We start from the raw sequence: 14,415 nt of genomic DNA on the forward strand, positions 1-14,415 counted from the left end.
GAATCATATGTAAGTAATTGATATTCAAATAAGCTATATCGATTGAGTAAAAACATCCAACACTAATCAAATTGTTATGAATTTATATTTTGTCGCCCTTATACCTTTTGTCGGCGCAATTTTTGTTGCATTGATATCCCGCCTAGGCAGATTGCATGCTGCCTGGGGTGCTGGTGTCGTGACGTTACTCGCACTGGTCTTTTTATATCCCATGATCACTGATGTTTTCTCAGGACAAATTGTAATTCAGCGCTTCAGTTGGATATCTACGCTCGGCCTGGACATTGCCTTCCGTCTCGATGGATTGGGCCTGCTATTTTCGCTGATGATCTTAGGCATTGGCCTGCTCATTATTCTCTACGCAAGATATTACTTATCTGAACGAGACGATATGGGGCGTTTTTTTGCTTACTTACTGATGTTCATGGGGTCCATGCTGGGGATCGTATTATCAGAAAACATTATTCAACTGTTGATTTTCTGGGAGCTGACCAGCCTATCGTCGTTCTTGCTCATCAGTTATTGGCAACATCGGAAGGAATCCCGGAGTGGTGCGCGCATGGCTTTAGCTGTTACTGGTGGCGGCGGACTCGCTCTTCTTGGTGGCTTTCTGTTATTGGGTGAGATTTGTGGCAGCTATGATTTATCAGTGATTCTGGCATCTGGAGACAGTATACGTACTCATGAATTATATTTGCCGACGCTGATTCTAGTTTTGCTCGGTGCTTTCACCAAATCGGCTCAATTTCCATTTCACTTTTGGCTGCCCAATGCCATGGCGGCTCCCACACCAGTATCCGCTTATTTGCATTCTGCAACTATGGTAAAAGCCGGTGTATTCTTGCTTGCGCGCCTATTCCCTGCCTTGTCGGGTACTCCAGAGTGGTTTTGGCTGGTCTGTATGACAGGGCTCACCACATTGCTTGTTGCCGCTTTCATTGCTATGTTTAAGCACGATCTAAAAGGATTGCTTGCATATTCGACAATCAGTCATTTGGGTTTAATTACTTTATTATTTGGCATTGGCACGCCGCTTGCGGCAGTTGCTGGTGTTTTTCATATTATTAATCACGCGATTTTCAAGGCATCCTTATTTATGGCTGCGGGCATTATCGATCACGAAGCAGGCACGCGTGATATGCGTCGTCTGCGAGGACTATGGAAATTTATGCCACATACGGCAATGCTGGCCATGATAGCTGCCGCTTCTATGGCTGGTGTGCCTTTATTTAACGGCTTCTTGTCCAAGGAAATGTTTTTTGCCGAAACGTTGCACCATACCAACCAGCCATGGGGTTGGTTTATGCCTGCCGCAGCAACTCTGGCGGGTATTTTTGCCGTTGCTTACTCATTACGTTTTATCCATACGGTTTTCTTTAATGGTGAGCCGGTTGATTTGCCCAGAACACCGCATGAGCCTCCTCGATGGATGAAAGTTCCAGTGGAAATTCTGGTAGCTTTATGCCTGCTGGTTGGCATGCTGCCGGCATTGACTGTGGAGCCCATTCTTGCAGTGGCCGCTGCTGGTGTTCTGCAGGGGCCTGTTCCAGATCATGATTTGGCTATCTGGCATGGTTTTAATCCGGCATTATGGATGAGTATTATTGCCTTATCAGGAGGAATTCTGATTTATCTGGTCCGCCGTCCATTGTTCGCACAGTATGAAAAGATCGGCGACCGATTGGAATTCAAATTACTTTATAATTTGCTGCTTAATCAGCTTTTCAAAATCTCCGGGCAAGCAACTTATTTGCTAAATGCAAATTCGTTACAACAGATGCTGTTTATCTTTATGCTTTTTATTCTGACACTTGGTTTGGCAGGTTTCAACAATAATACATCCGCTTTAACCGGTGAGCGTATATTATTGCCTATGGATGGTATCAGTATACTTGTTACTCTGATTCTCGTTGTTGCTGCCTTAGGAACCGTAATTCTTCACCGACAACGCCTAGTATCGCTAGTTTTAATGGGGGCAGTTGGTTTGGGTGTATCTCTTGTTTTTATTAAGTTTTCTGCGCCAGATCTTGCTTTGACACAATTATCCGTCGAGGTGGTCACGATTGTTCTGATGTTGTTAGCCTTGTATTTTTTACCGCAGTTTTCACCGCCAGAATCCGGAAATTATTTACGTAGTCGGGATGCCTTGATCGCCACCGCGGCAGGCTTAGGAGTGAGCTTATTAGTTTGGGCCATATTAACCCGTCCTTATCAAAGTATTGCAGATTATTTTTTGACTAATAGTGTGCCGGGTGGCGGGGGGGCCAATGTAGTGAATGTTATTCTTGTCGATTTCAGGGGTTATGACACACTCGGAGAAATTACCGTGCTGGCGTTAGCCGGACTGGGTATATATGCGATGCTGCATCAATTGAAATTATCCGGATCTGAAGAGGATAGCCAGGGACTCACTTGGGATCATGACATACACCCAGTTATCATGGCGTCATTTGTGCGCTTGTTATTGCCGCTCGCTTTACTGGTCTCTGTATATATTTTGCTGCGTGGACATAATCTACCTGGCGGTGGTTTTATCGCAGGGTTGATAACCGCAGTAGCACTAATCATGCAATATCTGGCTAATGGTGTCACCTGGACGCATATCAGACTGTCGGTAAATATGCATAACGTGATTGGCGCTGGAATTTTCATCGCTACGCTGACCGGACTTGCCAGTTGGTTTTTTGACCATCCATTTCTGACATCTACATTTAGTCATTTGCATTGGCCATTAATTGGAGAGTTTGAGTTAGCCTCCGCCATGATTTTTGATCTGGGTGTTTATCTGGTTGTCGTCGGCACCACGCTGCTGATACTTATTTATCTTGGTCTGGTGCATAAAGAAAGTCATTTGACAAACGTTAGAAAGAGAACTCGATAATGGAAGCGCTGGTAGCGATACTAATTGGGACGCTTACAGGTTGTGGCGTTTACCTTACTTTACGCAGCCGTACTTTTCCAGTCGTGCTGGGCTTGACCTTTTTGTCTTACGCAGTCAATCTATTTCTTCTGGTGATGGGACGACTCACTATTGGCAAACCACCCATTATTGTTGAGGATGTTGCGGAATATGCAGACCCTTTACCGCAGGCGCTTGTACTCACAGCTATTGTGATCAGTTTTGCCATGACTGCTTTTGTCATTGTATTGTCTCTCAAGGCACACTTGGAAATGGGAAATGATCATGTGGATGGAAAACATAAATCATGATAAACCATATAGTTATTCTCCCGGTGATATGGCCGTTGTTGATGGGCGCATTGTTATTATTGCTGCAGAAACAAAGTCTGCAAATGCTTCGCATTCTGAGCATTACTTCCGTGAGCGTATTGGTTTTGTTGGCGGGATGGCTACTCAGTATTGTTAACAGCGGCGAGATCCTGGTTTATGCGCTAGGCAATTGGTCGCCACCATTTGGCATTGTTTTGGTCGCTGATCGGTTGACGGCCTGGATGCTGATAATTACTGCACTGGTGTCGTGGGGCGCGCTTGTTTATGCAGTACGCGGTACAGACACTGCCGGTCCGCATTTTCATGTTTTATTTCAATTACAATTATTTGGCTTAAATGGTGCGTTTCTGACCGGAGACTTGTTTAACTTATTTGTATTCTTTGAAATTCTGCTGCTCGCTTCTTATGGTTTATTGCTGCATGGCGGCGGACGGTTACGCACGATGGCTGGATTACATTTTGTCATCATCAACCTTGTCGGTTCTACCTTGTTTCTGTTTGCCGTGGGCACACTATACGGGCTTCTGGGCACATTGAATATGGCTGATCTGGCCGGTAGAGTTGCCAACACTCCTCCCGAAGATATTGCGCTCATTCGTACGGCTGGCTTACTGCTGTTTGCAGTATTTGCCCTTAAAGCCGCGCTGTTGCCACTTTATTTATGGCTGCCTGCGGCTTATGCACATACAACTGCTCCGGTAGCAGCCTTATTTGCCATTATGACCAAGGTTGGTGCATACTGTATTTTACGTATTTATACCTTGATCTTTGGTGAGCAGGCAGGTCCGATTGCTGATTTGATCGAACCTTGGTTGTTACCGCTGGCTTTGACAACACTGATTGCAGGTGTGCTGGGTGTGTTGGCAAGCACACATTTGCGACAACAGGTGGCCTATCTGGTGGTTGCATCCGTTGGTACACTGTTCATCGCTTTTGGCATCAATACAAGTGCCGGAATAGCCGCTGGATTGTATTACCTGCCACATTCCACCTTTGCCGCTGCAGCATTTTTTCTACTCGCAGATAACATTGTTAATCGCCGTGGCGAAATAAGTGATCGACTTGAACCAGGTCTGATCATGGTGCACCAACGAATAATGGGCACCCTCTTTTTTATTGTGGCGGTTCTGATGGCTGGGTTGCCACCATTATCTGGTTTCGTCGGAAAATTTCTAATCCTGCAAGCGGCGCTGCCGCATCCGGCTATGCCATGGGTCATGGCTATTGTATTAATAACCAGCTTATTTACCATCATTGCGCTGGCGCGTAGCGGCAGCTTGCTGTTTTATCGAGCACAAGCTCCTCAGGCAGCTCATGCTCCAACAACGAATCTTCACGTTCATCCCAGTATAACGCCAGGCATAAGTGGTTTGGCGGTCGCAGCATTTTTGCTTACGCTTTGCTTGGCTTTAATGGTTTGGGCGGGTGCAATTACTGATTTTGCACAGGCTACGGCAAATCAATTGCTGCAACCTGATAACTATATTCAATCTGTGTTAGGTACTGGAAAATGAAAATTATAACCCGCCTACTGCCTCATCCGGTTCTATCTCCCACGCTAACAGTTTTATGGTTATTATTGGTAAACAGCATAACACCCGGGCAGATTTTTCTCGGCTTATTTCTGGGCTGGGTGATACCATTGCTCACTCTGCGCTTCTGGCCAGAGGCAGTGAATATTCACAGACCGTTTGCCTTGCTGCGATATATTGGAATGTTACTGCTAGACATCATATTGGCCAATTTTACGGTAGCCCGTTTGATTCTTGGCGATCCAGATCGGCTTAAACCGGTTTTTATTGAACTACCCATAATTTTGACATCTGATCTGGCCATCAGTTTATTAGCTAACAGTATCACATTGACACCTGGAACAGTGTCGGCGCGATTGTCTGATGATCGCCGATATTTATTGGTTCATGCTCTAAACGAAACGGATCCGAATGCACTGATTGCGGCGATTAAGGATCGTTACGAACGTCCATTGCAGGAGATTTTTGAACAATGTTAGATTCCGTAATTACTATTGCACTTGGTTTAGTGGCAGCGGCAGTCGCGATGAGCTTCTGGCGCTTACTTCGTGGCCCCAGCATGCCGGATCGGATTCTGGCGCTGGATACTTTATATATAAATTCCATTGCATTACTGATGCTGCTAGGTATTCATCTGGGTAGTGCGCTATTCTTCGAAGCGGCATTGCTGATCGCTTTGATGGGCTTTATTGGCACTGTTGCACTGTGCAAATATCTTTTGCGCGGCGATATTATCGAGTAAATTATGCTGGAATATTTTTTGTCTTTTTTGATTCTGACTGGCGCTGCCTTAACTTTCATCGGCTCTCTGGGTCTCTTGCGACTAAAGGATTTTTATATGCGTTTGCACGGACCGACTAAAGCTACGACCTTGGGAGTTGGCAGCTTGCTGATTGCATCGGCGATATTTTTCAGCAGCCGTGATGCCGGCATCAGCTTGCACGAAATATTGATTACGCTGTTTCTTTTTATCACAGCTCCGGTAAGCGCACATTTGCTCGCTAAGGCAGCGTTGCATTTAAATTTGCGTTCTTTTGCAAAAATGCCGATCAAATCAATAAAAGAAAAAGAAGGAGCAAGCAATGGTACAATCGGAACTCAAATATTGGAAGACAATCCTTCCTCATCGAATACTCATGCACCCAAAAAATCGGTTCAGCCTTGAACTTTTTGTAAAAAAGAATATGGCACATAGTGACTATCCAATTCTTTAAGCTTGTGATTTATCTTGGTTTTGCCATGTAGAGTATTCATTCTTGCTTCAGATATTTCTTAAGGTAATACAGAAACTATATTTCACTTGATCTGCTTGCAATTTTATTGCCATGCATATTGTTTAGATGCTAAGTATTGTACTTAGATCGGTTTAATCCTTTAGAAATTTGCACAGTACCCGTTATTCGCTGCTAGTATCGCAAGACTGAAGCTCGGGCGTTTGTTCATTACATGAAAAAACAAATAGATCGATAGGAAAATTACAGTAAGCTTTGAAGTTGAATTTTTTAGTAACGGATATTATTCAATGATAAAGTCGCAAGTTGGTCCACATCCGCATTTTTTGAACAGAGAATCAGCAAATTTGCTTGTAAGCATTAAAACTACAGGAATAAACAGGCTTATATCGTGATAAGAAAGATTCTGTACTCATATTAATATAACCCTAATGCTATTATATTTTTTTGAAGGAAATTATTAACCATGTTGACACATATACAACGTCTTGAAGCGGAGAGTATTCATATCATGCGGGAGGTTGTTGCAGAGTGCGAGCATCCGGTGATGCTTTATTCTATCGGCAAAGATAGTGCAGTGATGCTACATCTTGCAGTAAAAGCATTTTATCCCTCGAAACTACCTTTTCCATTGCTGCATGTCGATACAACATGGAAATTTAGAGAAATGATTGAATTTCGTGACGTAATGGCAAAGAAATTAGGATTTGATCTCATTGTTCACATTAATCCCGAAGGTGTTAAAAAGGGTATTAACCCTTTTACCCATGGCTCCGCAATACATACGGATATCTGGAAAACTGAAGGATTAAAGCAGGCTTTGGATAAACATGGGTTTGATGTTGCATTCGGTGGAGCACGTCGCGATGAAGAAAAATCGCGCGCTAAAGAACGTATTTTTTCTATTCGCTCAGCGCAACATCGGTGGGATCCTAAATTGCAGCGCCCTGAGCTGTGGCATCTATATAATGCGCGCAAAAATCCGGGCGAGAGCATTCGGGTTTTTCCGCTTTCTAATTGGACTGAGCTCGATATTTGGCAATATATCCATTTGAATAATATTCCTATTGTGCCATTGTATTTTGCTAAAGAGCGGCCTGTTGTAGAGCGTGATGGTACTTTAATTATGGTTGATGATGAGCGTTTGCCGATGAGAGAAGGTGAGTCGCCGATGATGAAAAAAGTTCGTTTCCGCACATTGGGTTGCTATCCTTTAACCGGCGCGATTGAAAGCGAGGCCAGTTCTCTCGTGGATATTATTCAAGAAATGTTGTTGGCAAGAACATCTGAGCGGCAAGGACGATTAATCGATCACGATTCCTCAGGTTCAATGGAAAAAAAGAAACAGGAGGGCTACTTCTAATGGCACACGTATCTGATTTAATTGCTGAAGATATCGATTTGTATTTAAAAACTCATGAAAACAAGAGCTTGCTCAGGTTCATCACTTGCGGCAGTGTTGATGATGGAAAAAGTACCTTAATTGGACGAATGTTGTATGAATCCAAAATGTTATTTGAGGATCAATTGGCTCAATTAGAGGTAGATTCTAAGAAAATAGGTACGCAAGCTGGCGACTTAGATTTTGCACTACTGGTAGATGGACTCGCCGCAGAACGTGAGCAGGGAATAACTATAGATGTGGCCTATCGCTTTTTTTCTACCGATAAGCGAAAGTTTATCGTCGCAGATACGCCTGGACACGAACAATATACACGTAACATGGTCACAGGGGCTTCAACAGCTGATGTGGCAATAATTCTTATTGATGCACGCAAAGGTGTGCTAACGCAGACGCGTCGTCACAGTTATTTGGTTTCTTTAATTGGCATTCAACATGTGGTGCTCGCAATCAATAAGCTCGATATGGTGGGATATTCAGAAGAAGTTTACAATCAGATTGATATGGATTATCGCAGTTTCGCAAAAGAAATAGAACTGAATAATATCATAACCATTCCGATGTCAGCGCTGAAAGGCGATAACATTACTTCACTGAGCGACAACACACCCTGGTATCGTGGTGAAACATTGATGGGATATTTGGAGAATGTGCAGGTCGAGGATGTCAATGTAGAATCCGGGGTTTTTCGTATGCCGGTACAATGGGTCAATCGTCCAAATCTGGACTTCCGAGGCTACTCCGGTATGATTGCTCGGGGCAGCGTTAAGCCGGGTGATCTTATTCGTGTCCTGCCTTCCGGCAGAGAAAGTCGTGTAACTCGCATTGTGACCAACGATGGCGATTTGACACAGGCCATTTCAGGACAATCCATTACCTTAACGCTGGCTGATGAAATCGATATCAGTCGAGGTGATATTTTAGCAGCCACCGAGATTCTGCCTGGTGTGGCTGATCAGTTTGAAGCTACGATTGTATGGATGGTTGATGAATCGATGCTTCCCGGTCGACCGTATTTGATGAAGATCGGAACAAAAACTGTCACCGCAAATGTTTCAGTGCTGAAATATAAGGTAAACGTCAACACTCTCGAACATGTCGCTGGCACTAAATTGGAGCTCAATGAAATTGGTATTTGTAATTTGAGTACTGATCAATTGATAGCTTTTGATCCGTATAAAGAAGATCATGATATTGGCGGTTTCATTCTCATTGATCGTTTAACTAATAACACGGTTGGCGCCGGCATGCTACATTTTGCCTTGCGTCGATCACAGAATATTCACTGGCAAGCGATCAATATCAATAAGCAGGCACATGCCGTCATAAAAGGGCAAAAACCATTTATTCTTTGGTTTACGGGCTTGTCCGGCAGCGGCAAGTCTACCATTGCCAATTTGGTCGAGAAGAAACTCTATTCCCTTGGTAAGCATACTTATTTGCTGGATGGAGATAATATACGACATGGGCTTAATAAGGATCTTGGTTTTACCGATGCAGATCGAGTTGAAAATATCCGCCGCATCGCTGAAGTTGCTAAATTGATGGTTGATGCAGGTCAGATTGTCGTTGTGTCATTCATCTCACCTTTTCAATCAGAGCGTAGAATGGCGCGTGAATTGGTAGAGCAGGGTGAATTTTTTGAGGTGTTTATTGATACGCCAATTCATGTTGCGGAAGAGCGCGATCCGAAAGGATTGTACAAAAAAATGCGTCGAGGTGAATTGAAAAACTTTACCGGTATTGATTCACCTTACGAAGCACCAGAGAATCCGGATATTCATATTAATACCACGAAGCTGTCTCCGGAGCAGGCTGTCGATCAAATTGTCAACTACCTGACACATATAGGCGCATTAAACTAGCTTTTTTAATAGTCAATATCCACTGAATAAAGAATGATAGTTATTTTTTTCATATATTTTCATATAGGATGCTATCCGAATGAATCGTTTTTATGTGTTTAATGGTGATGCGGATGGTGTATGTGCATTACATCAACTCAGGCTTGCTGATCCAACAACTGCCAACCTGATAACTGGAGTTAAGCGAGATATCAAGCTGTTGGATCGAGTGAAGGCAGATTCAGATGATCTTGTAACAGTACTCGATATTTCTCTGGATAGTAATCGCAAAGAATTGATGCGATTACTGGAGTCGGGCGTCAAAGTGGAATATTTTGATCATCATTACGCAGGAGAAATACCGCAACACCGCAATCTGACGGCGCATATCGATTTATCTGTTGATGTCTGCACCAGCCTTCTGGTCGATCAATTTCTGAAAGGGAAATTTCATTTGTGGGCGATTACAGCCGCTTTCGGCGACAATCTCATACAGAAGGCCCGTCAATTGACAGTTTCAGCAGGGCTTACAGAGGCTGAGACAGACCAACTTGCACATTTGGGGGAATATCTAAACTACAATGGTTACGGTGATAATTTACCTGATCTGCATTTTCATCCCGTTGCACTTTACGAGGAAATAAAACCTTATATCAATCCATTCGATTTTATCGCAAAATCGATCGCTTTCAAAAAACTTGCTGCTGGATATCAGGATGATACGAGTCAAGCGAATTCACTACAGCCTTTGACAGCCACTGAACAGTATGCTGCATATTTATTGCCGGATGCCCCTTGGGCTAGGCGCGTCAGTGGTATTTTTGCTAACAAACTGGCAAATGCCTATCCAAAGCGCGCGCATGCAGTGATAACACCTAATCATGCCGGCAACTATACTGTAAGTGTACGAGCATCTCTCGCAAATCCGAGTGGAGCTGATGTCTTGTGTTTGCAATTTGATACTGGGGGAGGGCGCAAAGCCGCAGCCGGTATCAACCATTTGCCAACCAATTCGTTAGATATATTTGTAACCAGTTTTAAACAGCATTTTTGCAGCTAATTCAGCGAAACACTGGGGAATTTAGGCGAATTTCAATCCGGCTAAATAAGTCTATCATTACTTGTCGAGGTTTATTGTCATGATTCTTGTTACCGGTGGTGCCGGATATATTGGATCTCATACGTGCGTAGAGCTACTAAATGCCGGATTTGATGTAACCGTATTTGATAATTTCTGCAACAGCAGCCCCGAAGCACTAGCACGAGTAGCACAGATCACTGGCAAAAAACCAGAATTAATATCTGGCGATTGTCGTGATCAAACTGCATTGGTTACAGCTCTCAAGCAAAGTAAAGCTAAAGCAGTTATACATTTTGCCGGACTTAAAGCAGTTGGAGAATCTGTCGAGCACCCGCTTTCATATTATGATAACAATGTAGCAGGCACATTACGTCTATTGGAAGCAATGCAAGAATGTAATGTAAAAACACTGGTATTCAGCTCATCTGCAACGGTTTATGGCAATCCCGTTAAGCTACCACTGACGGAGGATCATCCGCTTTCTCCCACCAATCCATATGGACGCAGCAAGTTGATGATTGAAGAAATATTGCGCGATCTACAACACAGCGACCCTTCATTCCGTATCGGCATATTGCGTTATTTTAATCCAGTAGGCGCACATCCAAGCGGTTTAATTGGCGAAGATCCGCAAGGAAAACCCAATAATTTAATGCCTTTTGTGGCACAAGTGGCCATAGGTCGAAGAGATGTTCTTAGCGTATGGGGTAATGATTATCCCACTGCCGATGGTACTGGGGTGCGTGACTACATCCATGTCGTTGATTTAGCGCTTGGTCATCTCAAGGCATTGGAAAAACTGGGAGTCTCCCAAAACGAGCAAAAAATTAGCAATGATGAGGGTTGTTTAACCGTAAATTTAGGAACCGGTAGAGGATACAGTGTCTTAGAGGTGGTTCGTGCTTACGAGCAAGCAAGTGGGCGGTCTATTACTTATCGTATTGCACCGCGGCGCTCAGGCGATATTGCATCTTGTTACGCGAATCCGGAGCGTGCTTATGCGTTACTCGGTTGGCGAGCAAAACTCGGATTGAACGAAATGTGCGCCCATAGTTGGCACTGGCAATACACTAATCCCAATGGTTATTAAAACCAAACTGGATAACATCTTATTTATTATTAAATACCAAGGAGATATCAAATGAAAGTAATAAGAAAAGCTGTATTTCCTGTTGCCGGATTAGGAACCCGTTTCTTACCGGCAACCAAAGCAAATCCAAAGGAAATGCTGCCTATCGTTGATAAACCATTGATTCAGTTTGCCGCAGAAGAAGCTGTTGCTGCAGGTATCGATGTGCTCATTTTCATTATTGGTCGTAACAAGAGCTCAATCCCGGATCATTTTGACAAAGCTGTTGAATTGGAAGCTAAGTTGGAAGAAGGTAAAAAAAAGGAAATGCTCAACATAGTTCGTAACATTCTGCCGTCACGTATTGATTGTGTTTATATTCGTCAGGCAGAAGCATTGGGACTGGGGCACGCTGTTTTATGTGCGCAGTCCGTGGTTGGTGATGAGCCTTTTGCGGTGCTGCTGGCGGATGATTTAATTAATGCGGATGAACAATGCTGTCTGAGTCAGATGGCCGATATTTATAATCAGAATCATTGTTCAGTTTTAGGAATTGAACGGGTGCCGCACGAAACTGTCAATCGCTACGGAATTATCGATAGCGTGCCAATTTCGGATACTTTGTTCAAAGTTAAAGCCATTGTTGAAAAACCAGCAGTTGATCAAGCACCTTCCAATTTGGCAGTAGTCGGACGTTACATTCTGACACCACGCATTTTCAAACTTCTGGAACAAACCGGACGAGGCGCTGGCAACGAAATTCAGCTCACGGATGGTATTGCAAAATTGCTTAATGAAGAAACCGTATTAGGTTATGAATTTCAAGGCAAGCGCTTTGACTGTGGCAGCAAATCAGGTTATTTGCAGGCAACGGTAGAGTTTGCTTTACAACACCCCGAACTAAAAGATGAATTCAAAACCTATTTGACTAATTTGACCAAAGAATACTCCTAAAAATTACTGGTGCCGGATGTCCTTTAAGAATCTTTAAATATAGATTGTCAGAATAAATTGAAGTATCCGGTACAGATTGACAGCCATCATTCCTTTAACACGCCGTTTAAAATAAGGAGAAATCATTCATTGTGCCGGTCTTCGTAGCTCGCGAAACCAAACCCGATATTGTTCCATTTTTGCACATTGTTCCGCAGGTGCCTGACGACGGCAAGTGGAATATTCTTCCGTATCTGGCTCAGCACCCCAGCGGATTTCGATACAATCATTGGGATTGTAAGCCATTTCATAATTAGACCTGCGTATAAGCACCTCTGCTATGGAAAGCTCCCAAGGGCTACCATCCGTACGCGTATAACGGATACTTCGTTCATGGATACGTTTATTGTGATATTGTTCAATTATAGACTTGGCAGCCTCGGGATTCAGCCCATTTAAAACAAATAATTCAGGGTGATGCATGTTTTTTTTGGATAAATCGTTGAGCACATTGATTGCGACGATCAAACGCATGTCACGGGAAGGCGTGGAATAATCTTCCCAAGGACAGAGCGTTTGAAAAATCGCCACGCCGCTAGGCATCTGAATGATGCTGCGTGGGTTCTTGCGAAAAATAAATTTCACCATTGTTCACTGAATTCACACGAGTCTCGATTTGTTCAATCAAGGCAGTCAAAGTGGTTTCGTACACTTGCACGAGATCAAGGCCATCAGGATTAATGAGTTGAGTCAGCATGGCATAGAAATCATCAGGTGTGAGCTGATCCTGCTCTAATAAAAAGGAGCAAAATCGGATTGAGCAATCAATTCTTCATTGGAAAGTAATCGCCAATTATTTGACTGGGTGCGAACCAAAGGCCGGAAAGCTTTGAATCCAGGTCCAGCACTTTTGGTACGAGCAAACAATAATGTCCCTTCCCACACCCGTTTGCGAGCAATCGAATTATCAGGCTGAGCATCGACAGCCAGCAGCATGCCAGGGCGATCAGTTGTTTGTGAAACCCATTCGACCAGAACTAGTATATGGCCATAAGGATCGGCATAAACCGTCCCACGCCAGAGGGCCTTTCGACTCATTGAAACCGGATATAGATCGGTCGATTCATCTGTAAATTCGGTACGTGAATGAACAGTATTAACCAGTTGCCTGCAGAATTTCATAAAGCTAGCTTGCGAGGTGATTTTATGGCCAAATTCACTTATTATGGTGGGCGTACTGCAACGTGACGGCGCTGCAGCAGAACCTCGATTGCAGGCACGGAAGGCATTTGGAAGGCCGATTTTCCAGGCAAAATAAGCTCGTAATGTGTAAGGTAAATCGGCACAATCTGGAGTTAGCGCCAAGCTTATATCTTCATTAAGATCAAGATAGTTGTACAAGAAGTTGCGATCTATATTACGCAGCACAGGCTCCAGGGAATTAAAACTGAATTTTTCCTCGATCGGCGCACCAAATAGTTCTTCAATCCAGGCAGAATAAAAAGCTTCGGTAGCAAGATCCCATGCTCTGTATCTACCCGTAAGGATTGGTTCTTCAGTAATTATCGGTTGGCAAGCAATCTGTTGGTCATCACGGCTTGCTACTACGCGATAATTCCCTGCTCTGATTTCGTCGAACTCGGCTACCAAACTCCAAGGCGGGCCACCGCGACGGCGCGATTGCAGTGATATGTGCCGACCTTGAGAATCGATCACGCTTAATTCCGTTACCGGCTCATCAGTAGACACAGCCATAATCTTTATTAATTCATTGGCTTTGGGAATTAAGGGGGAAATCCAAATATGCGTCGTACCGGTTTGTTCACAAATAATTTCATTAGCCAATACTGACGGAGCAAAAATCCACGACAGCAAAAATAACACTGCATAGTTAAATCGGTAAATATTCATCGATAATCCTTTAAGTGAATTTATTAGAACAATAAGTTTCAAAAAGAATCGGCCATTTCATTTAATTATATGCCTCTATACTATTTTCAGTTTGATCTGAGTGTGCGTCAGGCAAGCATTGAGAAGGCGTAGTGGTAACTCGGCCTCCCACATACGCCGGTTGAACCGGTAGCAGAACTT

13 protein-coding genes and 2 pseudogenes are annotated in these 14,415 nt (G+C 43.6%); 11 read left to right on the forward strand and 4 right to left on the reverse strand.

All coding sequences use genetic code 11. From position 1 onward, the window contains the following. The first annotated feature begins 76 nt into the window (after positions 1-76). From C7H79_RS02810 to galU, 11 genes and pseudogenes are all read left to right on the forward strand, one after another. Positions 77-2,881: a monovalent cation/H+ antiporter subunit A gene (locus C7H79_RS02810; RefSeq protein ID WP_106705777.1), complete on the forward strand. Its 2,805-nt coding sequence runs from the start codon at positions 77-79 to the stop codon at positions 2,879-2,881. Beyond that, entirely contained in the window at positions 2,881-3,210 is a 330-nt protein-coding gene (locus C7H79_RS02815; RefSeq protein WP_106705778.1) for a Na+/H+ antiporter subunit C, read from the forward strand. The genes C7H79_RS02810 and C7H79_RS02815 overlap by 1 nt, the downstream gene beginning before the upstream one ends. Continuing rightward, positions 3,207-4,745 carry a monovalent cation/H+ antiporter subunit D gene (locus tag C7H79_RS02820; RefSeq protein WP_106705779.1) on the forward strand — a complete coding sequence of 513 codons (1,539 nt, stop codon included), beginning with the start codon at positions 3,207-3,209 and terminating at the stop codon, positions 4,743-4,745. Before C7H79_RS02815 ends, C7H79_RS02820 begins: the two co-directional genes overlap by 4 nt. Continuing rightward, a complete protein-coding gene (locus C7H79_RS02825; protein WP_106705780.1) occupies positions 4,742-5,242 on the forward strand; it encodes a Na+/H+ antiporter subunit E in 501 nt (166 codons plus the stop codon). Before C7H79_RS02820 ends, C7H79_RS02825 begins: the two co-directional genes overlap by 4 nt. Next, entirely contained in the window at positions 5,236-5,505 is a 270-nt protein-coding gene (locus tag C7H79_RS02830; protein ID WP_106705781.1) for a K+/H+ antiporter subunit F, read from the forward strand. Before C7H79_RS02825 ends, C7H79_RS02830 begins: the two co-directional genes overlap by 7 nt. Positions 5,506-5,508: 3 nt before the next feature. Next, a pseudogene (locus C7H79_RS02835) lies at positions 5,509-5,832 on the forward strand (Na+/H+ antiporter subunit G); the annotation flags it as partial. A gap of 629 nt (positions 5,833-6,461) precedes the next feature. Continuing rightward, complete coding sequence (cysD, locus tag C7H79_RS02840) at positions 6,462-7,358, forward strand: sulfate adenylyltransferase subunit CysD (protein WP_106705782.1); 897 nt, start codon at positions 6,462-6,464, stop codon at positions 7,356-7,358. Then, positions 7,358-9,262: a sulfate adenylyltransferase subunit CysN gene (cysN, locus tag C7H79_RS02845; protein WP_106705783.1), complete on the forward strand. Its 1,905-nt coding sequence runs from the start codon at positions 7,358-7,360 to the stop codon at positions 9,260-9,262. The genes cysD and cysN overlap by 1 nt, the downstream gene beginning before the upstream one ends. A gap of 79 nt (positions 9,263-9,341) precedes the next feature. Then, positions 9,342-10,301: a DHH family phosphoesterase gene (locus tag C7H79_RS02850; RefSeq protein WP_106705784.1), complete on the forward strand. Its 960-nt coding sequence runs from the start codon at positions 9,342-9,344 to the stop codon at positions 10,299-10,301. Between the two features lie 79 nt (positions 10,302-10,380). Beyond that, positions 10,381-11,412 carry a UDP-glucose 4-epimerase GalE gene (gene galE / locus C7H79_RS02855; RefSeq protein ID WP_106705785.1) on the forward strand — a complete coding sequence of 344 codons (1,032 nt, stop codon included), beginning with the start codon at positions 10,381-10,383 and terminating at the stop codon, positions 11,410-11,412. Positions 11,413-11,463: 51 nt separating this feature from the next. Next, positions 11,464-12,345: a UTP--glucose-1-phosphate uridylyltransferase GalU gene (gene galU, locus C7H79_RS02860; protein ID WP_106705786.1), complete on the forward strand. Its 882-nt coding sequence runs from the start codon at positions 11,464-11,466 to the stop codon at positions 12,343-12,345. A gap of 126 nt (positions 12,346-12,471) precedes the next feature. Here the strand turns inward: galU and C7H79_RS18680 are convergent, their stop codons facing one another. The 4 genes and pseudogenes from C7H79_RS18680 to C7H79_RS02870 all read right to left on the reverse strand — a co-directional run. Beyond that, positions 12,472-12,927 carry a hypothetical protein gene (locus C7H79_RS18680; protein ID WP_242447106.1) on the reverse strand — a complete coding sequence of 152 codons (456 nt, stop codon included), beginning with the start codon at positions 12,925-12,927 and terminating at the stop codon, positions 12,472-12,474. After that, positions 12,920-13,081 (reverse strand): hypothetical protein, encoded by a 162-nt coding sequence (locus tag C7H79_RS18685; protein WP_242447107.1) that lies wholly within the window; start codon positions 13,079-13,081, stop codon positions 12,920-12,922. Before C7H79_RS18685 ends, C7H79_RS18680 begins: the two co-directional genes overlap by 8 nt. Before the next feature lie 35 nt (positions 13,082-13,116). Then, positions 13,117-14,235: a hypothetical protein gene (locus tag C7H79_RS18690; RefSeq protein ID WP_242447108.1), complete on the reverse strand. Its 1,119-nt coding sequence runs from the start codon at positions 14,233-14,235 to the stop codon at positions 13,117-13,119. A 75-nt stretch (positions 14,236-14,310) separates the two neighbouring features. Next, positions 14,311-14,415, reverse strand: a pseudogene (locus C7H79_RS02870) (IS1595 family transposase); the annotation flags it as partial.

It is taken from the genome of Nitrosomonas supralitoralis (genome assembly GCF_003011925.2).
GTDB lineage: Bacteria > Pseudomonadota > Gammaproteobacteria > Burkholderiales > Nitrosomonadaceae > Nitrosomonas > Nitrosomonas supralitoralis.